We start from the raw sequence: 25,047 nt of genomic DNA, 5'->3' as shown, positions 1-25,047 counted from the left end.
TAAATATGGATATGTTTCAAGCCCGCTTTTCTTTTCTTGAAGGGAATAGTTATGAGATTGGTAGAAGGCAAGGAGAAGAAATAAAAAAGAATCCTTATGCAATGAATGTACTTGTATCATCTGAATTAATAGATGAAAGTAAATTTAAAAATATGAAAAAGTTAATTGAGCAGTACTGTCCTGGTTTAAATGAAGAACTAGAAGGATTTGCAGATGCACTTGATGTAAAGTCTAGTTATCTGAACTGTTACGATGAAGCTTGGTTACAACCAGGAGGATGTAGTTTAGGTGCTATTTTACCGTCTAAAACAATTGACAATAAAACTTATGTCCTTAGAAACTACGATTTGTCACCAGCAATATCTGATATGAGACTATGCACGACAAAAGTTCAAGGTAAATACAGTCATACTGGATTCTCTGTTTCTTACTTTGGTCGAAGTGAAGGCTTAAATGAGAAGGGATTCTGTGTAGCTTTTGCCTCATGCGGTATTCCAGTTGGAAAGCATATAGGAATGAAAAAGCCCGTCACAAAAGGACTGCAATTTATGGTAATAGTAAGAGCCTTACTTGAAAATTGTAAAAATGTTGAGGAAGGAATTTGGTGTTTAGAGAACATGCCTATTGGAGCGAATATGAATTTACTCTTAGCCGATGCAAATGGTGAAGCAGCTTTATATGAAACGTATGATGGCGCTAAAGCTGTAAGAAAAACGGATCGCGACTATTTAATCGCAACGAATCATGCTCTATTTCCTGAAATTGAAAATCTTGAATTCGGAAGATTCGTTCATTCACAACTACGATTTAATATTTTAGAGCATAAGTTTAGTGCCAGTGGTAAAAGATCTGTTGGCGAATTAAAGAAACTTCTTTCTACTGAGTTTCCGGATGGGTTGTCCGTTCATAATTACCAAGAAAATTTTGGAACTGTTCATTCTGTATTGTTCAATCTTACTGATTATCAGCTTGAATTTTCCTTTGGGTCAGCGGTGCAAAATAAGGTATATAAGATTGGCGTCGGTGATAGGTTTTTTAAAACATCGTTACTAGTTAACTTTCAGAATAGAGAATACGGAACAGATTTTTGGAGAGTTTCAAAATAGGAGGATTGGCAAAGTGAAAATATCTGCATTACAAAGAGATGTTAGAGAGTTTAGTAAAAGTAAAGGTTTTGAGAACGCAACGATTGAAGAAAGAACCTTATTTTTGGTTACAGAAATAGGAGAGGTCGCTCAAGAAGTCTTAAAAATCTCTTCCAAACCTGATTCTGAGAATAGTAATGAATTAAAGGAACAATTAAGTTTTGAAATTTACGATGTGGTATGGAATCTTTTTGATCTTGCTAACAAACTTGATATTGACTTAGAATATGCATTTAGAAAAAAGAGTGAGATAAATAAATATAGACATTGGGATGTATAGAAATAGTCGGTTTCTATAACATGAATTATCTAGTCAGGGATATTCTATAGAAGAAATAAAACAGCTTTTAGAAACGTTTTTGCAAGCAAGTAGTTAATAAGAAATGTATATCATATAATTATGTTATGTAAACTGTATGCAAAATACAAAGAAATAAAAATGGTCTTTACTTAACAATACGAAGCATGAGGTTAATTGTTTGGAAAGAAAGAACTTTTACTATATTATAGTATTGAAAATACTGAAAATTCGGAGTGGATGATAATGGAATGCTTAATAGGGGATGTCAAAGTTCATTATGAAATTTATGGTTCTGGAAAACCAATTATCATGCTTCATGGTTTTTCTCCTGATCATAGACTAATGTCAGGTTGTATGGAGCCTATTTTTTCACAAAGAGAAGGTTGGAAACGAATTTATATCGATTTACCAGGCATGGGACAAACGAGGGGGCACGAATCTATTCAAAATTCAGATGGAATGTTAGATCTTGTTTTAAATTTCATAGATACGATTATTCCAGACGAATCTTTCTTAATTGCAGGCGAATCATATGGTGGATACATAACTAGAGGAGTTATATCCAAAAGAAAAGAAAAAATAGATGGCGCAGCATTTATTTGTCCTTTGATTATTCCGGATATAAGCAAGAGAAAGCTTCCTCCGCATACGGTTATTTACCGAGATGAAAAGTTTTTATCTCAGTTAAGTACGGAGGAATGTGAGAATTTTAGTTCGAATTTTGTAGTGCTTAATGAATATAATTGGCAACGTTATCTTGAAGAGATTATATCAGGAATTCAAATAGCAGATGAGGCGTTTTTAACAAAATTAAAGGAACAATATGCTTTTTCGTTTGATGTGGATAGTCAGTTATCGCTGTATGAAAAACCAAGCCTCTTTTTATTGGGTAAACAGGATTCAGTAACAGGATATAAAGATGCTTGGGAGTTGCTTGATAAATTTCCCCGGGCCACTTTTGCGGTTTTAGATAAAGCAGGACATAACTTGCAGATTGAGCAAGATGTTTTATTCCATTCGTTAATAAATGAATGGTTAGATAGAGTAGAAGAAAAATGATTGTAGAAAATTCTTTGTTTTTAACATTAGGAACATGTAATCTATAGATAATACCTTCAAGAATATAAATTTACCAGTGTCTCATTAAAAAATGTTTTAGACTATAGAAAAAAGTATTAGACTGAAAAAGTGTTTTCTGTACATGAAAACACTTTTCGCTAACATAAAACCAAAGTATCGCAAAATCTTTAAAAGTCCCTTCAGAAGTTGAAGGGACTTTCCATTCATATAATCAGTGTTATTGGAAGTGTTTTTTTATATCTAGAGGAACGGATTATTGAATTGATAATCTGTGCTCCTACTCATATTGCAGGTGTTCCATAAATAAAAAGGGCTTGTTCAACAAAAATATACCTCTACAGCAGGACAAGTGCTCAGCCATCCAAACGCTTGTTACATAGAATAGAGAGAATACCTAGTAAATTCCTTGTTCATATTATTGCTTTTAATATTATGAACGCTCAAATTATAAAAGTAGGAGACCTGAGCTATACACGAAATAAGGTGATTCGGCGGTTTCCTAGAAAGGATGAATGCATCTTGTCTTTTCCAAACATCCCTAATATTACACCTACTATTTCTGTTACGACTGCACAGACAATTCCATTGCTTTTAAGCTCCATTGCCTTAGAAGAATTAGCTTTGGCTCACATTATCAACGCTGAGGCTGAGAAGCTTCAATTTGTTTTAGGAACATTACCGTCAGGAAGAACTACACTTTCTCCTCCAGTAGTTACGATATCTAATCTTCTTATCGTCAACTCAAGTGTGCAAAGAACTCTTCGTGACGTCATTAAAAAAGAAATGCTGCTTGAGTTCAAATTTGAAAATGTTCTAGATCTATTAGCAACAGTTTCTCCTCCTCCTCCACCCACAGTAACTGTTACCTTAAATGTTGATCCAACTATGATATGTGCTTTTGAAACAGGTCCAAATGAATCTGTTCTTACTGGTCAAGTGTTGGTGAATGGAAGTCCCCCTCCAGCAGGTACACCGATTTCCTTTACATTAAGTGCTCCTGCTCTTGGTACTGTATCTCCTGATCCTGCTTTTACGGATGCATTGGGTAACTTTACCGCCACTTTCACAGCTACTGACGGACCTGGGACTGTAATGATTACTGCTTCTGCTTTGGGAGCAAGCGATACCGCTACTATTACTATTGTTAATTGTGATTTAATATCTATTTCCTTTCTTATCGATCCAGAGACGATATGTGCTTTTGGAACAGGTCCAAATGAATCTGTTATTTCTGGTCAAGTGTTATTTAATGGAGTTCCTGCTCCAGCAGGTACACCGGTCACTTTTGCAGTGGATAATCTTCCTGGTACTATAGCGCCTAATCCTACTTTTACGGATGCATCTGGCAACTTTATTGCCACTTTCACAGCTACTGATGGACCTGGAACAGCCGTGATTACGTTTTTTGTTTTGGGGCGTGTCATTCTTGGCACCGGTATTGACGTCATTCTTTGTGATTAATGAATGATAGAAATAAAAAACGAGCTGAATATTAGCTCGTTTTTTATACATAAAGGCCTAGTGACAGGGTTCCTGCTCTAGTCCGCAACGACATTTCCATAATAAGTGAATAACATTAGAAATATAATATATTCGTTTATTTTAAATCGTGTATCCTCCTATATAAAGAAGATCTAGATACACTCGTAATTTCGCAAATCTGTTTTACTGTCATATTTCCTTCTTCATAAAGCTTCATTGCATAATTCATTCCTGCATGTTTCTCACGATATTTTTGAACTCGACCTTGATATTTCTCCTCTTTTTTAGCAAGGTTAATTCCCTCGCGTTGACGCATTCGGATTAAGTCTCGTTCTAATTGATTTACTCCTCCCATTACTGTCATTAAGAAATGACTATATGGATTTTCTTCAGATAAATCTAATCAAGTATCTTTTAATGATTTTAAGTTTGCTTGTTTATTTTTTATGTAATCAACTAATTCAAATAAATCTCTTGTACTTCGAGTAATTCGCGTTAGATCTGTCACATAAATGATGTCTCCTTCTTTAAGATCACCTAACATATTTTGAAGTTCAGGTCTATCTTGGGTAGCCCCTGATAATTTTTCTTGATATATAATATTTACCCTAATTTTTTCCGTATTCTGTAATTGCCGCTTCGGGTTTTGATCTACAGAACTTACTCGTACATAACCTATTTTTCTCATATTTCACACTCCTATTTTGAAACAAGTCATATGGGACACTCTGAGATACCGTTATAGCAGACTTACAGAAACATCCCAATAGAGTAGACTCTATTGGGATAAAGGTGTATTGCACAGAATTAAACCTAATTATTAATTGAATATTATGAATTTTTTAAAAAAATCTATACTCTCATATCATAGATATATTTCTCTTCGGATTTATATATAATTTTTATTATCAAATATTTACAATGGAGGTAATTATATGAATTTGTAAATGGAAAGTTTATAGATATATTATTTCATAAATTAGAGAGGGTGTATTGTAGTGGTAAAACGAGATATTTCTCCAAGAGATCTTGGAGGTAAAGAAGATTCCCCATTCTTACTTTCTAAAGAGGAATGGATTACGATTCAAAAATATACAGGTGATGGAGCATATGTACCTGTGAATGAAGCTGAGATGCGTAAAGCTTTAGCGCTTTCAGCTTCAGATGAGATGCCAGATTTTAATGAATTATATTCTGTTTATACAAATGTTAAAATTCACTGTCAAAATTGGACAGATAACACATATAGAGAAGTTCTTAGAGTTGCTAATGAAATTGTAAATTATGCAAGGAGAGCAAAAGTTTACTACAAGCCATTACTTGATTATTTACCAGCTATTATAGATGGCGATACCGAAGCTTTAGAAATGTTTAAGAAAATCTGTGAGAGGCTAGCAAAGGAAGCATCTGAATTTCGTGATCATGCCGGTGCATTGGCAACCATGATTGGAACATTTGCAACTGATACGGCAAATGATTATCAGAGCTTAATAGTGGTTAAGGATAAATATGATAAAAAATATGGCGAACATAGTGAAGAAGTAAAACAACTTAGAGCTTCGGTAGAGCGCTTACGGGAAGATTTAGAGAAGTATATGGATGAGTATGAGGACTATCAATCTCAATCATGGTTATCGTTGTTACTTGGTCCTGTTTTTGGATTTGCATTAAAGGGAATTCTCGACAGTACAAAAGGGAAAGCATTAAAAGCGAGAATTGATGCTACAAAACAACAAATAGAAGAATCTGGTAAAATAATTCAAAGAAATGTTTATCTGATGTCTTTGCTTGATAAAACCGATACAGGCACAGATAAAATCCAAGAGCAAATGGCTGCTGCGTTACCTATAATACAGAAAATTCATGGCATTTGGAATTCTCTTCATAGTGATCTTGACGAACTATCTAAAATTGTTATGGAAGATATTCGTGATGATCCAGAATTTGCTGATCTTGGAGTTGAATTGGCTATTATGCAGTGGGAAGCTGTTGGGAAACAAGCGGATGACTTCCGAGTTAATGCAGATGTTGGGTTTGTTGTTGAACAATACACAGCTTAAATATGAAATATTAATGTCACCTATAATATAAATCGCTCTAATATAGGAATAAATGAAATAAATACAGTTCGGGCTATAAATCTAGAGACAAAAGAAGAATAAGAAGGATAAATTTTCATTTATTCCATACATTCTTTCTTTTGTCTCTCATTTTTTAAATGGAGGAATTCATAATGGTTAGTAGTATTGATTATAAGGCTTTGTATGAGGAGTTATTAACAAATCAACAAATTCCAGGAACGTCTTACTTAAATGCAACAAGAATAAAATATGAGATTCGTGATTTATTCGTTGACTTAGGAGAAGTATTTAAGTCTATTGAGGATAGTGAATTAACACCAAGTATGGTTTCAATTTTTGCGGATGTAGTCCGAATTCCTAACAATTTCAGCTGTATTTTAAAAGATATGCAATTAGTTATTAGAGCAAGAAGAGTGGAAGTACAATCAGAAGGGACCGCAGAGATTTTACTAGATTATAAAAATGGAGGCAAGTTAGCACAGTTGACGATATATGGTATTGAACTTTCTGGAGTGTTACATGCAACTCCAATCTATAATCAAAGTTCTCCACCTCCTTATTCTATAGAGCTCAAAAATAAAGGCGTAAGATTGTCCGATAAGGATGGAATATTTACTGCAGAAGAAATTGCACACGTAGTCCCAACACCGCAACTTCCAAAACTTTTTACTTCTGTTTTCCAAGTAGCGTGTCTATTTTTTGAATCAAGACCTGATATTGCAGCCAATCAGTTGAATTGGTTAAAGATATTTACTACTCAATATGACGGACTAGCTTCATTGTGTGTACAAAGCACTTCATTGTTGGCTATTTTAACTGCTAATCGTGGTGATAATACATTTGTGCCCCTTTTAGATAAAGAACTCTACAGAGATGAAATTAATGCTTTTTTGGGAGCTGCACAGCAATTTGAGGCGCAATATCATCGTTACTTAGATAAAAATTTATCAATTGATGATCGTAAAAATGCAGCCCTGCTCATGCTAAAACATGAACAAGATACCCTATTATTTAAAGAAACATTAATTAATCAAGCAAAAAACAATTTAAAAAATTCTCGAGATGCAATTGAGACATCTTTACGTCAATTTGAGAAACAGCAATACGTCTTAACATTATCTAAAATTGAGTTCGAGTATGGACTTAAGAAATATGAATATGAACAACAAATGAAATTAGCTTTCAAAATGGTAAGTACTATTCTAAATTTTGCACAATCTATGGGTTCCATAATTGCTTCAGGAGGAGCTTCTGCCCCTGGAGAGATAATAGGGATAATTAATGCTTTAAAAGAAATTATAGAAGCTGGTGGTGAACTATCAGCATTAGCTCAAGCATTAAAAGAAAGTATGGAGAAACTAAATGAACTTGTTGAATTAATTAACAAGGTATATGCATTAGCAGAAGATATATCAGAGGCATCAGGAGATATGCAATTCCCAGATGACCTATTTGAAAAAATTAAAGATACTGATTGGGATATTCCTCAAGAAGATTTAACTGGTAAAGCAACTTGGGACATATTTAAGTTAAAGACAGCTGCAGCTTTAGATGATGCAATTAAGAAAGAAATTGAAGGTGCTAGGGCATATCTACTAGAGTTAGACATCTTAGCTGTATATGGACAAACACTCGCTTCAAACCAAGTAACCATCATTCGTTGTAGTCAAGAACTATTCCGTTTGTTACTTAAAAAACATATCCATCAAGCTGATCTTGCAAGGTTAGAAGAGTATATTGAAAATCTAGAGGAGCAAGAATCTGAAAATGAAGAAATGGAACAAAAGATTTATCAACGTTATATAGACATGAAGCAAATTCTATTTGTGGCATTAGCAAATTACAAACATGCTTATAAATATTGGGCTCTCCGAGACTCAGATGTAAATCCAAATATCTTAAAAGATGTATCCGAACTAAAAGTGGATGTGGCAACAATACAAACGGATTGTATGCAGGCTTTAAAACAATTTAATCCACCTCCTCAACTTTTTCAAAATAGAATAGTAGAAATTACAGATTCAAAAATTCTAGAGTCATTGAAGGAACAAAGAGAAGCTTCGTGGGAAATTAACTTAAACGATTCCCTTTTTGAAAATGAGTATCGTGTTCGCCTTAAATTAATGCGAATTTGGTTAGATGGAATTGACGCTACTTCTAAAGTACAAATACGGATTACGAATTCAGGACACTATTATGATAATTATATGGAGAAAAGGTTTCAATTTAATTCGGAATCCTTTAATCGAGGATTTAGTTATCAAGGAGCTACAATAATTACTGATGGAATCATTGCGGACGAATTTGCTTACGACTACTTTATTCCAAATCCTTACACAACCTGGACAATTAAAGTTCATGAGGGGCCAGACCTTTCTCATGTGACAAAAATCAGAATGGAATTAGCAGGTTCTCTTGTTGCTAATTACAAGAAAAATAATCCGGTTTAAATGATTTAATAAAATCTGTTTAAAAAGCAATGAGTAAATACAACTAACAATTATCTAGAGAGGTGTTCATATGAACCATTTAGCCTTTTCTCCACGAGAATTAGGAGGGAAAAATTCTCCTTTTCTCCTTACGATAGAAGAATGGCGTTCATTCGCTAATTATTTAAACAAATGGATCTCAGCACCGACTAGTATCGATCAAGTGAAGGAAAGAATATATCTCATACTCGACGGAAAAGTCAAAAGTAATTGGGATAGACTCATCACAACTTCTACTTTTCGTAGATTAGTTGAAGAAGCAATTGCAACTAAGTTAAACGTTATAGAAAAATGTAGGTTCTGGGACAATGGAGGACATAAAGATATACTTATCCTTTCTCAAAACATTGTGGCTTTTGCAGATTTGATTACTATTAAATATTTTAATGACCTTAATCAAGTAATATCGGAAGCACAAAATGGTAAACTATCTCCAAACACTAAATCTAAATTCATAAATATGTGTAAAGATTTATCTAATCACGCACAGGCATATTATCAACAGTCTCAATCTATAGCAACATCTCTCTCCGAGTTCTATTCAGAAATTCAAAAATACGAAGAAATAGTACCAACATGGTCGTATCTGATGTCACAGTTACCATTGTATGATTCAAATGATTTCGTTGTTGCACAAAACACAGTTGTCTATTTAGTAGCTCCAGTTAAGCATTTGATTCAGTTTAAGGAGAACGTTTTACCTGTTATTCGGAAAGTTCATAGAATATGGGGATCTATATCTTATGATTTAAAAGAACTGGCAGACAATATTGAGGATATCGAAAATCTAGAAGCGTTCATTGCTGCTTTAGAGCTCGAATTGGCCTTTGAAGATTGGAAAGCAATTCGGGATGAAGCGGAAAATTTTTATAAAAATGCAGAGAACTTTTCTTGAAGAAAAGCAGTTTTAAGTAGATATTTTAATAGAAGTCACGTTATAAAAAAGCTCAGAAACCGCTGTTTTTGAGCTTTTTTCTATTTATTTAGCTTAGGTGAACGATTATCATATCGAACTGTAGCATCTTTAAAGAATTTATGCTATTTTCAGCTTAATAGGGATTCTTTGATCCATATTTAATTTAAAGGTACCGTATGGATTAATATGATTATAAAATAATGGTGTTAACCCTCGGAAATCTTCAGCAGTCATTCTGTTAAGTAAATATTTATTATTGTCATACAAGACTTCTTGAACCATTAATGTATTCATAAATACTAAACAGTTTTGTAATAATTGAAGTGATAGTGCAGATATTTCTTGGTCTTCTAAAGAATTAGAACGAATTTCGTTGTTTTTTCCATAAAATATATAGTTATTAACGGAATTCCAATGTTCAATAGTGTTTAGACCTTCATGAATTTCTCGACGGATTTCTTCAAAATGTAAATAATCACACAAGAAAATTGTTTTCATTTCTTTTCCTAATTCACAGATTGCTTGATAAGTTGGATGTTATAAAATTCTTAAATTAATAGGGTTTGAGCGGGATACATAACAGTATTAACGAGTAAATGTAATAATTTCATCAGCGGCTTTGATATAACCGCCTGCCTCACGGAATGATTGACTAATTTCTTTTGCATTCTCTTTATAAATCGAATGTTGCAATACTTCATTAACGGCATGTTTTAAATCAGCGGCTGATAATTGCTGAATATTTAACATAAATCCTGCACCAAGTTCGTGTACTCGTTCAGCGATCGTGTGCTGATCGTTTATAAATGGAAGCATAACTAGAGGTACTTCAAAATAAAGTGATTCACTTGTGCTGTTCATTCCACAATGGCTAATAAATACATCCGTTTGACGCAGTATATCTAATTGAGGAAGATAGTTACGAACAATAAAATTATCAGGTATATCTCCTAGCTGTTCCGCCGTTAATTGTTTGCCTATACTAAGTATTACTTTAGCATTGAAATCTTTTAAAGCGGCGAAACACTTTTGATAGAATTCAGGCTGATTGTTAATTATGGTTCCCATAGAAATATAAATCACACATCGTCCTTTTAATTCATCAACTGGAAAATCATTTAGAGTTTCACTTTCAGCAATGGAAGGACCGACAAAAATATATCCATCTTTAAAATCCTTGCTGTTTCTTTGAAAATAGCAAGAAGTAAAAACAATATTCAAATTGCCTGAACCCGGGCAAAGTAAAAAATTATCAGATAACGGCACTTCATATTTTTCTTCTAAATATTGTTTCCGTTTTGCTATTTCTTCTAATTGCAAAAATGCTTGTAGTATGGCTAGACGCTCTCGCTTTTGTTCTATGTTTTTTGGTCCTGTCAGGTTCATATTTTCTTTTAGTTCTTGTGAAAAAGCAAACGTGGTCCAAGTTGCAATAGATACTAAACCTCTATGGTGAGCAACCCATTTTCCAGGTAAAGACTGTGCATCGTAGATGATGTAATCATATGTTTCTTTGGAGATTTTTTCAAGAATGGAATCAGTGATCATTTCCATTGCATTTAGAAAATGTAATAAATATTCTTTGGGCTGGGAAGCCATCAGACTCATATTTTCCGTGAGTTTTCTTTGTGCTTCTTGATCAATGGCTCGGAACTGTGCACCTGTTTTCTTGATTTTTTCTTCAAAATGATTTGATGAATAATAGACAATATGGTCTCCGCGTTTTACTAAATCACGCACTAATCCTAACGTCGGGTTTACGTGTCCTTCTTCACCTATATTGATGTAAAGTGCTTTTTTCATTTTTATCCCCTCCAGTAAATTTGGTTTGATACGTTTATAAATTAAGATAATAAAATTACATTTTAATTACCCTAATAATATGGGAAATCTAGAATCATATTAATGATGAAATGTCTCTTTGTGTTTAGAAATATTATTGGTAAGACTTCTATCATTATTTCAAAATTGTACTTAGTTAATTTTGGGATTGTTAAACATACAAAGTAGACATTTATCTATTTCGTTTGAATTATAACAAACAATAATTTGAAATGTCTATATTTTTTAATCATTCTCATTCTTCTGTTTTAGTGGAGCTTTTGTTTTGAGAAAAAGTATTATGATAATATGTATATTTATCATAATTAAGAGCACATTATATACAAATATACTGGAGGTGTAATTATGAATATTCAAGGACATTATCATAATACAAATGAGATTCTTATCACAGGTGCAGCAAGTGCAATTGAACAAATGAAATATGAGATCGCTCGTGAACTTGGAGTCACACTTGGTCCAGAGACATCTGCACGTGCAAATGGTTCTGTTGGTGGAGAAATTACAAAACGCCTTGTTCGAATGGGTGAAGAGAAGTTAATAGGGCAATATAGAGCTCATTAAAGTTTTTACATAGAAAGAATAGAAAGGTGTCCTTACTCATAATTAAGGACGCCTTTTTTAACATTTATTTACATAAAATTGAAAAATATTACAAAAGAACAGAAAATCGACCTTTCAGATTGCTCTGTAACGATTTTTTTATTGGCAACAATATAATTGGTATCGTATTGTTTCAGACGTCTTATTAGGGGAGTATGAGTTGTCTAATGGATTGCTGAAAAAATAGATATTAATCTTAAGATTAATGTTACATATAAGGACAGATTGGGGATTATTGGAATTTGAATGATGAAGAAATGTTTATTAAAAAAGGAAAACGCTAAATCCGTTTTTTAAAGTAACACTTTATTTATTTTTAGGGGGTTTTATTGTTTATTCTATGTTTAGCACTTCCTCAAAAATATTAAACTCAATTAAAATTAATGCTCTCCTTTAGCTTTTTTTCATCTTACCACAATGACTCCTTCCTTAGCAGGTTTCTATACAAACATTGTCGAAATCTTGTATGTGAGTATTTCACATAATATACCATGGTTTGTATCACTAGCAATATAATTTCAGGAGGTTGGTTTATGACGAAAAATACTGTAACTCGTAAATCTCTTATGACGTTTACACTTTTCTTTTCAATGGGTATATCGACTATTCCACTTGCTTCAGAAGCAAATGCAGCTACACAACAAACAATTGAAGAAAAACACTCTTATGAAGAGCGAGCTACTTCGTTTTTTACGGCATTATCAAAAGGAGAGACTAAAGAAGCAAGAAAGTATTTCTCCACCGCATTACAATCACGTTTTCCACATGATGATCTTGCTGCATGGTGGGCTGAAGGGCAAGAAAAAAATGGGAAGTTCAAAAAATTGGAGACGTTGTAGTAAGTGAACGAAATTTAGTCCACCAAAATGTAGAAATCCCTATTTAATTTAAACATAAATCTTTTACTTTTATTTTAAAATTTACACCTGGTGGTAAACTAGATGAAATTACTAAAAAAAAAAAAGAAAAACATGTTTCAGAAGCTCCAAAACCTGCATACGATGCACCTGATAACTACCATGAGAGAGACATTGTGATTGGAAATTCGACTTATCCCTTACCTGCTACACTTACAATTCCAACTTATAAACAAGGAGAAAAAGTCCCTGTCGTGGTTCTAGTTCATGGTTCAGGACCTAGCGATCGAGACGAATTGTTTGGAAATATAAAGACCTTCCGCTATATAGCCGTAGGACTTGCTTCGAAGGGAATTGCAGTTCTTCGATATGAAAAAAGGACGATGGAACACCCTTTTAAATTTTCAAAAGAAATTGCAACTGTTGATAAAGAAACAACAGATGATGCGATATATGCTGCAAAATCTGCTGTGCAACAAGAGGGAATTGATCCAAATAATGTTTTTATTCTTGGTCATAGCCAAGGAGGGATGATGATGCCTCGTATACTAAGCCATGCACCTTCTTCACTCATAAGAGGTGCGATTATACTCGCAGCACCTGCTCGTACAATGCCAGAACTTTTGATTGATCAATATCGTTATTTGGGTTATCCGCAAGAAATTATAACTTTTTATGAGAAACAGTTTACTTATTTACAAGATCCTTCTTTTAATCCAAATAATCCACCATCAAAGTTTGTATTAGGATTTCCGTATGTTTGGTATGATTTTGCACATTGGCATCCTGTTGAAGTAGCAAAAAAACAATTAGAACCACTGTTTATTTTACAAGGGGCACGTGATTACCAGGTAACCAAACAAGAAGAGTTTTCCCGTTGGCAAGAAGGATTGTCACACCGCTCAAATGTTACTTTTAAAGAATACCCCAAATTAAACTATGCTTTTACAGAAGGGGAAGGAAGTTTAAGTCTACCAAGTGAGTATATGATTCCTGCCAATGTACCTGAATATGTCATTGAGGATATTGCTAAATGGATTAATGATACAAAACAATAATGTTATGTATAAATAGATACTTTTTCGTTTAAATAAAAGATTAAATATAATAATTTGTACATTCAAACAACGCATTTTTGTAGAATAATGTGCTGTATTTTACGGTCTATATTCTCCTTTTTCTTCATTCGTAAATAGCGATAATAGATGAATTATTATTTTCGTCTCATGTCTATCAAGTTAAGAAATTATTGTTCTCAAAGATGAAAAAACCGGTATTCTTTCTATCTAAGATGTAGACGGACTATCGTTTTTTTGTAAAAAAATTTTAAAAAATATAAGGATGCTGAAAAAGTGTCTACTTTGAGTAAACAACAGAATTTCTATCAATATACAGAAATTGTTCAATTAGAAAAATGTTTTAGACTGAACAGGATATACAAAGTTTATAGTAATTACTTTCCTTCGAATATTTTTATTCGGAGTTTTTTTGTAATGTTATTCTTCGTATCCCAATTCTTTTTTTAGTTTAGCGATTTTTTCTTTCAAAACTTTGAGTTGTTCTTCAAATTCTTATTGTCGTTTACTTTATAATTGGATATATGGAAATTGGAAAATAGTTATACCAGCTAATTGAAAGTGATATCAATAACAGTTTCCTATTCTTACCGATGAGTTACATTTATAGAAATGGAATCGAACTGGCTTTAAAAAGATTAATAATTGATGATTGTGGGGTTTATCTATAATGGAAGATTTGATCTCAAGATAGTTTTCTGGACTTATCGTTCCGGAACTTTTATACTAAATTATATGATTGGAGTGTTGTAAATTGGGTAGAAGTATTAGTTTTAACAAAGAACATGCCTTGAATAAAGCTATGTATTTATTCTGGGAGAAAGGTTATGACGCTACATATATCTCAGATCTTATTGAAACGATGGGAATAAGTCGATCTACTCTCTACGATAGTTTTGGAGATAAGGATGAACTATTTAAACTGGTTTTAGAACATTATAAAAACTATAGCTATGGAAAGAGAAATTTACTTTTTAGTGGTATAAGCACTAAAGCATCACTTAAATCCTTTTTTTATCAACATATTGAAAAATGCTATTCAGATGACATTCCCAAAAGTTGTATTATAACTAATTCTTCACTGCTTATTGGAAATATTGATCCTTCCATAGAAGAAATACTTATAAATGATTTTAATGAACTTGAAAAAGTATTTAAGCAAGTCATTGAAGAAGGAAAAAAGAAAGGAGAAATTTCACAAGAGGCTAACTCTGAATTAGTTGCATATTCTTTATTAAGTTTAAATCATAGCATTAATTTAATGTCCAGATATAAAAAAGAGAAAAATCTAGCCTATAATCTAGTGGATAAGACTATTGCAGACCTATAGTCTTTCTTTTTCAAGAATTTTGGAACGAACGTACCGAAAAAATAAAAATAAACAAAAGGAATGATAAAGTTGACTAAAAAGACAAATTTTCTAATATTTATTTTGGCAATTAGTTGTGGTTCACTTGTTGCAAATATTTATTATGCACAACCAATTGTACAATTCATTGCAAAAGATCTGAACATCTCTTCTAATTTATCTGGATTGCTCACTACCTTGACACAAATTGGGTATGGATTGGGCTTGTTTTTTATCGTACCAATGGCTGACTTATTTAAAAGTAAGAAAATAATAGGAATTCTTATCGGGCTAACTATTATTTCATTAATTGGTACGCTAATTTCGACAAATAGAATTGTTTTTTTAATATTAACAACTATAATTGGCATTGGATCCTGTGCGGCTCAAATGTTAGTTCCACTAACAATGAGGATTGTGCCTATTGAAGAGACAGGTAAATATGTGGGTAAAGTGATGAGTGGTCTATTGATTGGGATTATGATTGCTCGCCCATTATCTATCGGAATAGCTGACTGGTTTGGCTGGAGAATGGTATTTCTTTTTTCATTAATAACCCTAGTTGCCATATTACTGTTAATTATAAAATTTTTGCCCAACTATGAAGTAGTATCGACTAGTAACATGTCATATCCAAATTTAATAGCTTCTATGGTAAAACTACTAATAAATACTTCTCCTTTACAACAAAGAGCTTTTTATCACGCATGTTTATTTGCAACATTTAGTCTTTATTGGACAGTTATTCCAATTTTATTAAGGTCTGAGCCATTACATTTTTCAAATAATGAAATTGCATTAATTGGCTTTGTTGCAATAGCTGGAGCTTTATTAACTCCTACTATTGGTAAAATAGCAGATAAAGGTTATATTTTTATAATGACTAATGTATCAATGGCGCTCGTACTATTATCTATCATACTATTATTTTTTGTTCAAGATCATTCACTATTTAGTGTAATTTTAATACTTATCTCGGGCATTGGCATTGATATTGGTATATCAGGAAATTTATTATTAGGTCAAAAAGTTATCTTTGGTTTGAATCCCGAGATAAGAAACAGACTTAATGGATTATATATGACTATTTTCTTTTTGGGAGGAGCTTTTGGTTCATGGATTGGAAGTTATACTTACTATAAATTTAATAGTGAAGTAACTTTACTCATTGGAACAACTTTTCCTTTAATCGCCTTATTAGTTCATTTAATAAAAAATAATACAATAAATTTATCAAAAACCAAAAACAAATACATGTCCTAATTATCAATGTCCTCTAAAAGTTAGAGTCAAAGTCTAATTTTGGGGTAGTATTAGCATTATCTTCTACATCAGGAGCAAATTAATCACTATTATTTCTTATCTTTATTCGTTTTGCCTATGACAAAAATAAGATTATGCAATAAGGCATAGGATGTTGTTCAATTATATGTCCCGATTGCTGAATAAAGTAATGCTATGTTAATACATGCTATTACCAAAAGCCAGTATTTTTGTAACGAATGATTACTGCTTCACTTGTCTTTGATTCTATTAGGATTATCGTTTACCAAAAATAATTACCAAAAAGATTACCAAATACCTTTACAACAAAGTTTGTAACTTTAGGAGATCATTTGCGCAGTTTTCAAATGATAAATTGCATACAGAGGTCTCGCCAACAAAACGCAAATTTCGTACGCTAAAGATTTTTTTAGTTAAAAAACTTGTTTTTACCGTACGTTAAGAATGTCCCATAAATGGTATTTAATATTTGTTATGGTACTTTGTTTTTGGCAATGAGTTTTGGAACTGGTTTTTGATTGTATTTCTGTCAGTTTCGTTAGAAATAAATAAAGTTCCTTAAACGTCCGCTTTCAGTTTTGCTTTGCTAAAAAATTAAAAAAGAGTCTGGATATGCTAGACCCTTTTTCTTAACATGGTTTATTTGTCAATTTACAATAAAGTCGTTTAATTACAAATAAAGATGTTAAACTTACAATAAAGTTATTTAAAAATCCTCATTCTGTTATTTCACAATCGCGACATTTTATTGAATAATACGTTTTATTACTTGTGAGTTAACCCTACATAATTGTGCATGAAAAGTCGGATGGATACATTCAATTCCTGCTATTCTTTTGATAAAGGAGGTCATATAAATGGATTTGCTTAAAAACATGAATGGAGCATTAAAGTATATTGAAGAAAATCTTACCAATGATATTGACTTTAAAGAAGTAGCGAGGCTAGCTTTCTGCTCCGAATACCATTTTAAAAGGATGTTTTCCTTCCTTGCAGGTATTTCACTATCGGAATACATCCGTCGCAGAAGGCTTACTCTGGCAGCATTTGAGCTTAAAGGTGGCAACGTAAAGGTCATTGACATTGCAATGAAATACGGCTACAATTCACCAGATTCTTTTGCACGGGCTTTTCAAAGTTTGCATGGCATAACACCGTCAGAAGCTAGAAATAATGGTCATTCACTTAAAGCTTACCCACGAATGACCTTCCATTTATCAATCAAAGGAGGAAGTGAAATGAACTATCGAATTGAAGAAAAAGGGGCATTTCGCATCGTTGGTATTAAGAAAAGAGTTCCTATTATTTTCAAAGGGGTTAATCCGGAAATCGCCTCTATGTGGGGAAATTTGGACAGCGAAATGATAAATAAATTAAAAAAACTTTCTAATGTCGAGCCTATGGGACTTATTAATGCATCCACGAACTTTTCTGAAGGCAGGATGGAGGAAAAAGGGGGGCTTGACCATTATATTGGTGTGGCAACAACTAAAGCGTGTCCTGATAACCTAATACAGCTTGAAGTTCCTGCTTTATCATGGGCTGTATTTGAAGCAATCGGACCATTTCCAGATACGCTGCAAGATGTATGGGGACGCATTTATTCCGAATGGTTTCCATCCTCAAATTATGAACAAATAGAAGGTCCAGAAGTCCTGTGGAATGAGAATAAAGATGTAACCTCACCAACTCTCAAAAGCGAAATATGGATACCGATTTTAAAAAAGTAATTATAATCAATTAGAAAGTCAGCGTACTATTTTAGAATCGGGAGCGATTGTTGAAGACCCCTTCAATTTAAACGACTTTATTCTTATATTTTCAAGTGCAGTAAGTATTTTACATCAAAAATTAAACAACTAATATTTTAACCCCGTCCTAAAATCAGAACGGGGGTTATGCTAGTTTGAAGTCTTAAAATTAAATAACTTTATTGTTGCTTTATATTATTCAAGAATTGCTTCCATATCAAAACTATTATTACGCCTCCACATATACATACTGCATAGATGATACCCGCAATATCTCCAAAGTTTTCTAATCCAAAAGGGAGTAGAAAGGTTGCAATTCCTACAATGTAAGCAAATATACCGAATAATTTAGCTAGTTTATTTTTATCACCAATAAAAGTTTCTTCCTGATATCCAGCAATAAGAGATAAACGTTTTTTTATATGAATTTGGTAACCACTTATTATTATAATTAAACTAACAATCGTACAAATTCCCAATCCAGCCATCATATTCACCGCCCTTTTCATAATTTTACCATAAAAGGTTATTATTCTAAATGCTTACCGTACGAAATTCGCTTGGTGCTACCCCATCACCATCAAGCTAATATTTTAGAGTATCCCCAAAACGAAAATTGTATTTCTTCATAGTTGTTCATGGAAATTTAGTTCATTTTTTCATTTTGGGGAACAATGAGCCTCTTAAGTTGATGAGCATGCACCTGTACCCCTATGATGATGCTATTGGACCAGATCACTATAAAAAATTTAAGTTCCCTAACATGTCTATTACTATATTAAAAGATAAACATCATCCTTATTTAGAAAACAAAGATGAATTGAAGCGTGTAATTCAGGAATTTGTACTAAATACATCTACTCTTAAAACAACTTAAATATACTCATGAGAAAAGGGATTGAAACTATGGGTTTACTTGCTTTTGAATGGTAGGAGAAGCAACAGCATTTTATAACTTTGTTTAATTAGCACCCTTCTTTGTTCTTCTACTATGTTTCAAATTTGAAATTATTTCTAATTAAAAAGAAACAAGAACTGAGTGAAATACCTCTTACTTCATATTTTTATGACACTAGAAGGGGCTAGCTCCTCGCTTCACCCCAGCCATTGCACTCATACCCAAAAACAAGATAATTAAGTAATATGCCGTTTTCAAAATAAAAGATTTGAATAGTATATAGAGTAGGACAAACCCTACTCTATTGAAAAATGAAAGGAGTGAAATCCATTGGCTATTATTAAACCATTTATGACTAGTAGAAGGTTTAATTCAACAATTAGTGCTGGAACAGGAGCAGGTGCAACTTTCAATATATTAGCAACTGCCTGTACGAATGATGCTGGTGGTGCTGCTACGGCATTTCCTTCATCATTTGCATATTATAATTTATATTTGAACGGACAATTACAAGCTGCAGGTGATTCCAGTGTAACTACAGCAGCTATTACAATTCCTAATGCAGATGCTTTAGATCCTGGTGTTCCAGTGACGATTGAATTTGTTGTAAACTAACACTTTGCAATAAAAAAGCGGATTCTTTTAAAAGAATCCGCTTTTTATTGATTAATTAAAATAAATTGAAGTGTGATAGGAGTCCCAGCTGGTGGAACTTCATCGGTAAGTAGTGTCAATGTACCTGATTGTACGTCATAAGAATTCGTTGATTGTAACATACCGTTTATAAACAAATTCATATATGACACTTGTTCTGGTGCTAAAATTTCTGTAATTCCAAGTTGAGGTAAACCATCAACATTTTTATATACAAGTTTTGTACCATCAGAGACTGTAAAAAACATTAGATTTTTAACAGAAACTAGACCTTGAAAAGGGGGGCCTTGAGGACCCTGAGGACCCTGAGGGCCCTCAGGGCCTACTGGTCCTGGTTGAGGAAGAGGAAGAGCGCATGGAAAATAACAAGGTGACCCCTTTTTTTTAGAAGAAAATCTCAAAATAATAACCACCTTTTATACAAACATATGAGTATATTCTTACTATATGCAGAATGGGGAAATGTGTATATAACTAGGCAAGCCCTAATCTTATTAACTAAATCTTTTTGGGTTCTTTCACTAAAGATTCAGGATAGTTTAATAAGCGTAAGTAATTTTTAGGTGAATGTTTAGTCCGTATTCATTCGTAAATTTGTTTGAACTGGTGAAAAAATAAAATGTGTAACAGTATGTGCAAATGGATTTACATCTTCAATGAATTCCTCCGCTTTGGCGAAATTTTCAAATTGCATTTTTAGCATGTAACAAGCATTTCCTGCTATACGGTAACAAAATTCTACGTTAGGAAGTTTCTCTATATAATTTTTAAACGATTTATAGTCTCCATTTTTAACTGTTGCTTCAATTATGCATTGAATAGGTAAACCTAATTTCTCGTAATCAATTTCTAAAGTATATCTTTTAATTATTCCAAATGACTCCATTTGTCTTACACGTTCTGTTACGGATGGTGAAGATAAATTAACTCTCCTTCCAATTTCACTCATTGATAAACGACTATTATTATGTAATTCATCTATTATTTTTTTATCAATATTATCTATTTTCATTTTTAAATAAATCCTCTTTCTTTTGTTAATTATTTAAAGTATTTTTAGATAATTTGTTTCTAATTTAATGTGATTTAATAATATTATTTTTTATAATTAATATAACAAGGAGGTGCTTTAAATGGCAAGAATTATTGAATCAAATTTTGGGGAATCACCATTTCAAAGACTTTTAGGGCATAACATAGAAGTGATGAAAGGGTGGTCTCATTTGGGAGATGTTTTAGAAAAAGATGGACTGCTCTCTGCTGAGTTAAAGGAACAAGTAAGGAGAACGTTAGCACAAAGTAATGGCTGTGAGTACTGTAAAGCGAAAGGAAAACCTGAGTTTGATAAGTTTAATGAAAAAATATCTACTGCAGTAGGATTTGCGGAAGTGTTTTTAAAGCAAAAGGGAGAGATATCAAATTCAACTTTTGCCATTTTGAGGGAATGTTTTAGTGAAGAAGAAATAAGTGAGCTGTGTGCATGTATTGCTTTTACCACTGCTTCGCAATATTTTGGTGCGATGCTGAAATTAGAAGCATTAGAGTAATTATAAAATATGTAATGGAGTATCCTTTTTAAAAAAATATTAGTAACATTATTGAAAGCATGTTTTGAATAGATTCAAAACATGCTTTTCTTTTACACACTAACGTTTTTTTTCTTCACTGACACAAATTTTTCATCTAAAAAGTTAGTACCTATTACCCCGAGAATAATCATGACTGCTCCGATGATATGGTAATACGTGAGCTCTTCTTGTAAGAAAATTACACCAGCGAACATCGTAATTAAAGTGGATACATTGCTAAATACACTCATTTTTGATGCTTCTACAATGGATAAAGCGTAATTTGATAGGAATGCTGTTAACAGTGAAGAAAGGATTCCTAAATATAAGATGGAAACTAGAAATAACGAGCTTGTAAAGGGCTGAAAATAGAGATGCATCGTTCCAGCTGCAATATGATTTCCAATAGACAGCGTATTAAAGGAAACAAATCCAATTACAGTCATCATATACGTTACATCGATTAGTCGAAATTGTTTTGTCATCTTTCGTGCTAGAACGTTATACCCAGCTGATGATAATGCTGATAAAAGAATAAGTATAACACCCGTAAAACTGGTAGTATGAGAGCCTAATCCTTTCATAGCAAAAATGAAAATCACACCAGATACAGATAAAAGAAGGGATAGTTTTTGCCAAATTGTTGTTCGTTCTTTTAAAAAATAAGAGGCGCATACCATTGTGAAGATAGGAATGGTAGCCTGAATAATTCCTGCTTCAGAAGAAGATGTATACACTAATCCAAATGCTTGAAAAGTAAAGAATAAAGCTGGATATAAAATGGCTACAGGTAAAATAGAAAGCATATTTTTAAATGTAATATTTAATTTGATCAAACCGAATATTACTGGAATAGATGCGGTTAGAAAAGAAACGGTAAATCGATGAGCTAATGTATCCAATGGTCCCGTGATTGTAAAAGTTAGTTTTACAAACATAAATGAAAAACCAATAATGAATGTATAAAGAATGGCTGCGGCGTATGCTTTTTTTATTTGTGTCATAATCACACCTCGTATCATCAATTTTCTTACTGGCCAGTATATGTAAATGGTAATGTTTTCTTGTGGGTGCTACAATACAAATAAATACAATCTGTACCGGTACAAAAATATATAGAGGTGTAAGCGTGTATAAATATTTAATTGTTTTTAATGATTTAGAAAAGTTAATTCAAACTGGTGAATTAAAAGAAGGAGATAAATTACCTTCTATTCGATTTTTAAGTGCGCGTTATCAATGCACGAAAAGTACCATTATCCGTGCGCTTCAAGAGTTAGAAAAAAGACATATGATATACTCCGTTTCGAAAAGTGGATACTATGTTGTGAAAAAAACAAACGAAAATCATGTTAGGTATAGTAGTGTCATAGATTTTGCAACATCTGCACCTGATCCGGATGTTTTTCCATATTTAGATTTTCAGCATTGCATGAATAAAGCAATTGATACATATAAAAATGATTTATTTATATACGGAACTCCAAAGGGATTGCCTTCGTTAATTCGAGTTGTTCAAAGGCAATTAACAAACTATCAAGTATTTACCAATGAAGAAAATATTTTTATTACATCAGGTGTTCAGCAGGCATTATCTTTGTTAACTTATATTCCGTTTCCAAATAAAAAGAAAACGATTCTAATTGAACAGCCGAGTTATCATTTGTTTATCGAATATTTAGAAACACATGGCATTCCTGTGAGTGGCATAGAACGAACAGCCGAAGGGATCGACTTAAAAGAATTAGAACATATATTTCGAACAGAAGATATTAAATTCTTTTATACAATGCCGAGATTTCATAATCCATTAGGAACATCGTATTCTAAGAAAGAAAAGGAAGCTATTGTCCGTTTAGCGAAGAAGTATGATGTGTTTATTGTGGAAGATGATTATTTAGCGGATTTAGAAAGAGATGCTAAAGCAGATCCGATGTATAGTTATGATGATTCCTCCCATGTTATTTATTTGAAAAGTTACTCTAAAATTATTTTTCCAGGACTCCGAGTTGGTGTTGCAGTGATACCTAATTGTTTAGCTGAAAACTTCTTTACTTATAAAAAATTACTAGATATCGATAGCTCGATGATTTCACAAGCAGCTCTAGAAGTTTACATAAAGAGCGGTATGTTTGATCGGCATAAACAAAAAATTCGTGATTCCTATTACGAAAGATCCAAGAGATTAGTGGCTTCTTTGAAAGAATGGAGTAGTATGAACAAACAGTTATTTCAATATCACGATACAAATTTGCCGTGTGTGCATACACATATCATTCTAAATAAGAAGGTTATCGTTCAACCGCTTATTCGAAAGTTACTACAAAACAAACTATTACTAGATTCGATTGAGAAAAATTATTTATCTTCGTTTCCAAAAGAAAAAATATTAAAATTGAATGTGTCGAATGTAAAAACAGAAAGGATTGAAGAGGGGGTATATAAGATTATTGATGAATTGAAACGTATATAAATTAAAGGTGGAATTATTATATTTTTTCGAAATGGATATTTATGTTAAGATAAAAAAGATTATGAAGAAATGTACTTAAATTTAACGGGTGCTTTAGAAAAGGTGATGTTTATGAAAGAAGTTAATTCGAAAACGATTCATCCATCTATAAGGAAACTTTTATCCTTCGCCACATCAGATTTTAAAGTGGAGCAAGAATATGGAAAATATTCAAAATTATTAAATCGAAAATTATATAGTTTGGAGCTTGAGGGAGAAATTGTTGGTTGTATAGGCATTGAAATTATTAGTGTAAAAGAATGTGAAATTAAACATATTGCAGTATCTTCAGTTCAACGAGATAAAGGTATTGGTAGCAATATGATTAATTATATCTCTAATAAATATCCATTAATTTATGCTGAGACTGATAATGATGCAGTGGAATTTTATCGGAAATACGGTTTTGAGATAACAAGTCTTGGTGAAAAGTATCCAGGTGTAGAACGTTTTCTATGTGAATTTAGAAACGAATTACGAACTAACAAGCGCTTTAGTATAGAAAGAACATAAAAATGTCGATTCCTTAGTGTACAAGAAATTGTCTTTTTTTCTTTAGGGAATAGCGTCAAGTTTATGCGGATTTACAACGTTAAGCGGAAAACTTAACAGGGGCAGGTTAAGTTAGTAAGAGGATTAGATAAAACTGTGTCGAATATACTTTATTGGGTGAAATTAAAGTCTTGGAGGATACATTTTGAAGAAATATGAGATTAAAAATAACATTCCAACATTGGAAGAATACAAATATTTGTGTGACTCTGTGGGATGGACTAATTATATGAATTTTGAAGTGGTGGAAACATCACTTCAAAATTCTATTCACTGCATCACAGTCAATGATAATGATCAAATTGTGGGTATGGGGAGAATTGTTGGCGATGGGGCTATCTATTTCTATATTCAAGATATAGTGGTTCATCCAGATTATCAAAAGAATGGTATTGGAAAGGAAATAATGAATATTTTGGTTGAATACTTAAATCGGAATGCCCCAGATAAAGCGTTTATTGGTTTGTTTGCATCACAAGGTAAGAAATCATTCTATGAAAAATATGATTTTAAAGATTACTCACCCAACATGACGGGGATGTTTACTGTAATTTCAAAAAAATAGACATAATAAATTTGAAATTTTAGAAGAAGACATGAATCAACAT

At 32.5% G+C, this 25,047-nt stretch carries 21 protein-coding genes and 4 pseudogenes; 18 read left to right on the top strand and 7 right to left on the bottom strand.

The window, feature by feature from the left end:
* Nucleotides 1–5 precede the first annotated feature (5 nt).
* The 4 genes and pseudogenes from BM350_RS13570 to BM350_RS13555 all read left to right on the top strand — a co-directional run.
* On the top strand, nucleotides 6–1,106 hold the full coding sequence (locus BM350_RS13570) for a C45 family autoproteolytic acyltransferase/hydrolase (RefSeq protein ID WP_090914552.1): 1,101 nt from the start codon (nucleotides 6–8) through the stop codon (nucleotides 1,104–1,106).
* Nucleotides 1,107–1,119: 13 nt separating this feature from the next.
* Nucleotides 1,120–1,425, top strand: coding sequence for a MazG-like family protein (locus BM350_RS13565; RefSeq protein ID WP_090914554.1), 306 nt, complete (start codon nucleotides 1,120–1,122; stop codon nucleotides 1,423–1,425).
* Nucleotides 1,426–1,689: 264 nt separating this feature from the next.
* Nucleotides 1,690–2,505 carry an alpha/beta fold hydrolase gene (locus tag BM350_RS13560; protein WP_090914994.1) on the top strand — a complete coding sequence of 272 codons (816 nt, stop codon included), beginning with the start codon at nucleotides 1,690–1,692 and terminating at the stop codon, nucleotides 2,503–2,505.
* A gap of 540 nt (nucleotides 2,506–3,045) precedes the next feature.
* Nucleotides 3,046–3,357, top strand: a pseudogene (locus BM350_RS13555) (hypothetical protein); the annotation flags it as partial.
* Between the two features lie 766 nt (nucleotides 3,358–4,123).
* On the opposite strand, the pseudogene BM350_RS13545 reads toward BM350_RS13555, so the two are convergent.
* Nucleotides 4,124–4,696 (bottom strand): annotated as a pseudogene (locus BM350_RS13545) (recombinase family protein).
* A gap of 310 nt (nucleotides 4,697–5,006) precedes the next feature.
* Here BM350_RS13545 and BM350_RS13540 point away from each other — a divergent pair.
* From BM350_RS13540 to BM350_RS13530, 3 genes are all read left to right on the top strand, one after another.
* Nucleotides 5,007–6,068, top strand: coding sequence for an alpha-xenorhabdolysin family binary toxin subunit A (locus BM350_RS13540; protein ID WP_090914556.1), 1,062 nt, complete (start codon nucleotides 5,007–5,009; stop codon nucleotides 6,066–6,068).
* 173 nt (nucleotides 6,069–6,241) lie between these two features.
* Nucleotides 6,242–8,539 carry an isoprenoid biosynthesis enzyme family protein gene (locus BM350_RS13535; RefSeq protein ID WP_090914557.1) on the top strand — a complete coding sequence of 766 codons (2,298 nt, stop codon included), beginning with the start codon at nucleotides 6,242–6,244 and terminating at the stop codon, nucleotides 8,537–8,539.
* A 70-nt stretch (nucleotides 8,540–8,609) separates the two neighbouring features.
* Nucleotides 8,610–9,473 (top strand): hypothetical protein, encoded by an 864-nt coding sequence (locus tag BM350_RS13530; RefSeq protein ID WP_090914559.1) that lies wholly within the window; start codon nucleotides 8,610–8,612, stop codon nucleotides 9,471–9,473.
* A 138-nt stretch (nucleotides 9,474–9,611) separates the two neighbouring features.
* On the opposite strand, the pseudogene BM350_RS13525 reads toward BM350_RS13530, so the two are convergent.
* Together BM350_RS13525 and BM350_RS13520 are read right to left on the bottom strand one after the other, a co-directional pair.
* Nucleotides 9,612–10,031, bottom strand: a pseudogene (locus BM350_RS13525) (Tn3 family transposase); the annotation flags it as partial.
* Between the two features lie 48 nt (nucleotides 10,032–10,079).
* Nucleotides 10,080–11,297: a macrolide family glycosyltransferase gene (locus BM350_RS13520; protein ID WP_090914561.1), complete on the bottom strand. Its 1,218-nt coding sequence runs from the start codon at nucleotides 11,295–11,297 to the stop codon at nucleotides 10,080–10,082.
* 384 nt (nucleotides 11,298–11,681) lie between these two features.
* Between BM350_RS13520 and BM350_RS13515 the strand changes: the two genes are divergently transcribed.
* From BM350_RS13515 to BM350_RS13495, 5 genes and pseudogenes are all read left to right on the top strand, one after another.
* Nucleotides 11,682–11,900: an alpha/beta-type small acid-soluble spore protein gene (locus tag BM350_RS13515; RefSeq protein WP_090914563.1), complete on the top strand. Its 219-nt coding sequence runs from the start codon at nucleotides 11,682–11,684 to the stop codon at nucleotides 11,898–11,900.
* A gap of 572 nt (nucleotides 11,901–12,472) precedes the next feature.
* Nucleotides 12,473–13,854: pseudogene (locus BM350_RS13510) on the top strand (alpha/beta fold hydrolase).
* 772 nt (nucleotides 13,855–14,626) lie between these two features.
* Complete coding sequence (locus BM350_RS13505; protein ID WP_090914565.1) at nucleotides 14,627–15,202, top strand: TetR/AcrR family transcriptional regulator; 576 nt, start codon at nucleotides 14,627–14,629, stop codon at nucleotides 15,200–15,202.
* 60 nt (nucleotides 15,203–15,262) lie between these two features.
* Nucleotides 15,263–16,483: an MFS transporter gene (locus BM350_RS13500; RefSeq protein WP_090914567.1), complete on the top strand. Its 1,221-nt coding sequence runs from the start codon at nucleotides 15,263–15,265 to the stop codon at nucleotides 16,481–16,483.
* Between the two features lie 878 nt (nucleotides 16,484–17,361).
* Nucleotides 17,362–18,234, top strand: a complete 873-nt coding sequence (locus tag BM350_RS13495; RefSeq protein ID WP_090914569.1) for an AraC family transcriptional regulator — start codon at nucleotides 17,362–17,364, stop codon at nucleotides 18,232–18,234.
* Between the two features lie 200 nt (nucleotides 18,235–18,434).
* Here the strand turns inward: BM350_RS13495 and BM350_RS13490 are convergent, their stop codons facing one another.
* Complete coding sequence (locus tag BM350_RS13490) at nucleotides 18,435–18,746, bottom strand: DUF3784 domain-containing protein (protein ID WP_090914571.1); 312 nt, start codon at nucleotides 18,744–18,746, stop codon at nucleotides 18,435–18,437.
* A gap of 197 nt (nucleotides 18,747–18,943) precedes the next feature.
* Between BM350_RS13490 and BM350_RS13485 the strand changes: the two genes are divergently transcribed.
* Nucleotides 18,944–19,132, top strand: a complete 189-nt coding sequence (locus BM350_RS13485; RefSeq protein WP_244547999.1) for a hypothetical protein — start codon at nucleotides 18,944–18,946, stop codon at nucleotides 19,130–19,132.
* A gap of 351 nt (nucleotides 19,133–19,483) precedes the next feature.
* The gene (locus BM350_RS13480; protein WP_090914575.1) at nucleotides 19,484–19,768 is read left to right on the top strand and encodes a DUF4183 domain-containing protein; all 285 of its coding nucleotides are present in this window, start codon (nucleotides 19,484–19,486) and stop codon (nucleotides 19,766–19,768) included.
* 44 nt (nucleotides 19,769–19,812) lie between these two features.
* Here the strand turns inward: BM350_RS13480 and BM350_RS27555 are convergent, their stop codons facing one another.
* Nucleotides 19,813–20,055 carry a DUF4183 domain-containing protein gene (locus BM350_RS27555; RefSeq protein WP_244547998.1) on the bottom strand — a complete coding sequence of 81 codons (243 nt, stop codon included), beginning with the start codon at nucleotides 20,053–20,055 and terminating at the stop codon, nucleotides 19,813–19,815.
* A 323-nt stretch (nucleotides 20,056–20,378) separates the two neighbouring features.
* On the bottom strand, nucleotides 20,379–20,819 hold the full coding sequence (locus tag BM350_RS13470; protein ID WP_090914577.1) for an Lrp/AsnC family transcriptional regulator: 441 nt from the start codon (nucleotides 20,817–20,819) through the stop codon (nucleotides 20,379–20,381).
* A gap of 121 nt (nucleotides 20,820–20,940) precedes the next feature.
* On the opposite strand from BM350_RS13470, the gene BM350_RS13465 reads away from it, so the two are divergent.
* The gene (locus BM350_RS13465) at nucleotides 20,941–21,354 is read left to right on the top strand and encodes a carboxymuconolactone decarboxylase family protein (protein ID WP_090914579.1); all 414 of its coding nucleotides are present in this window, start codon (nucleotides 20,941–20,943) and stop codon (nucleotides 21,352–21,354) included.
* 92 nt (nucleotides 21,355–21,446) lie between these two features.
* Here BM350_RS13465 and BM350_RS13460 read toward each other — a convergent pair whose 3' ends face one another.
* Nucleotides 21,447–22,379 (bottom strand): DMT family transporter, encoded by a 933-nt coding sequence (locus BM350_RS13460; RefSeq protein WP_090914581.1) that lies wholly within the window; start codon nucleotides 22,377–22,379, stop codon nucleotides 21,447–21,449.
* 125 nt (nucleotides 22,380–22,504) lie between these two features.
* Here BM350_RS13460 and BM350_RS13455 point away from each other — a divergent pair, with 125 nt between their 5' ends.
* From BM350_RS13455 to BM350_RS13445, 3 genes are all read left to right on the top strand, one after another.
* A complete protein-coding gene (locus BM350_RS13455) occupies nucleotides 22,505–23,848 on the top strand; it encodes an aminotransferase-like domain-containing protein (protein ID WP_090914583.1) in 1,344 nt (447 codons plus the stop codon).
* A gap of 111 nt (nucleotides 23,849–23,959) precedes the next feature.
* Complete coding sequence (locus tag BM350_RS13450; protein WP_090914585.1) at nucleotides 23,960–24,400, top strand: GNAT family N-acetyltransferase; 441 nt, start codon at nucleotides 23,960–23,962, stop codon at nucleotides 24,398–24,400.
* A 184-nt stretch (nucleotides 24,401–24,584) separates the two neighbouring features.
* Nucleotides 24,585–25,004 carry a GNAT family N-acetyltransferase gene (locus tag BM350_RS13445; protein WP_003210015.1) on the top strand — a complete coding sequence of 140 codons (420 nt, stop codon included), beginning with the start codon at nucleotides 24,585–24,587 and terminating at the stop codon, nucleotides 25,002–25,004.
* Nucleotides 25,005–25,047: the final 43 nt, after the last annotated feature.

Origin of the sequence: Bacillus sp. 103mf, assembly GCF_900116295.1 — a bacterium.
Taxonomy (GTDB): domain Bacteria; phylum Bacillota; class Bacilli; order Bacillales; family Bacillaceae_G; genus Bacillus_A; species Bacillus_A bruguierae.
Note: the sequence above shows the minus strand (reverse complement) of the source record. Positions and strands in the feature narration are given on the sequence as shown.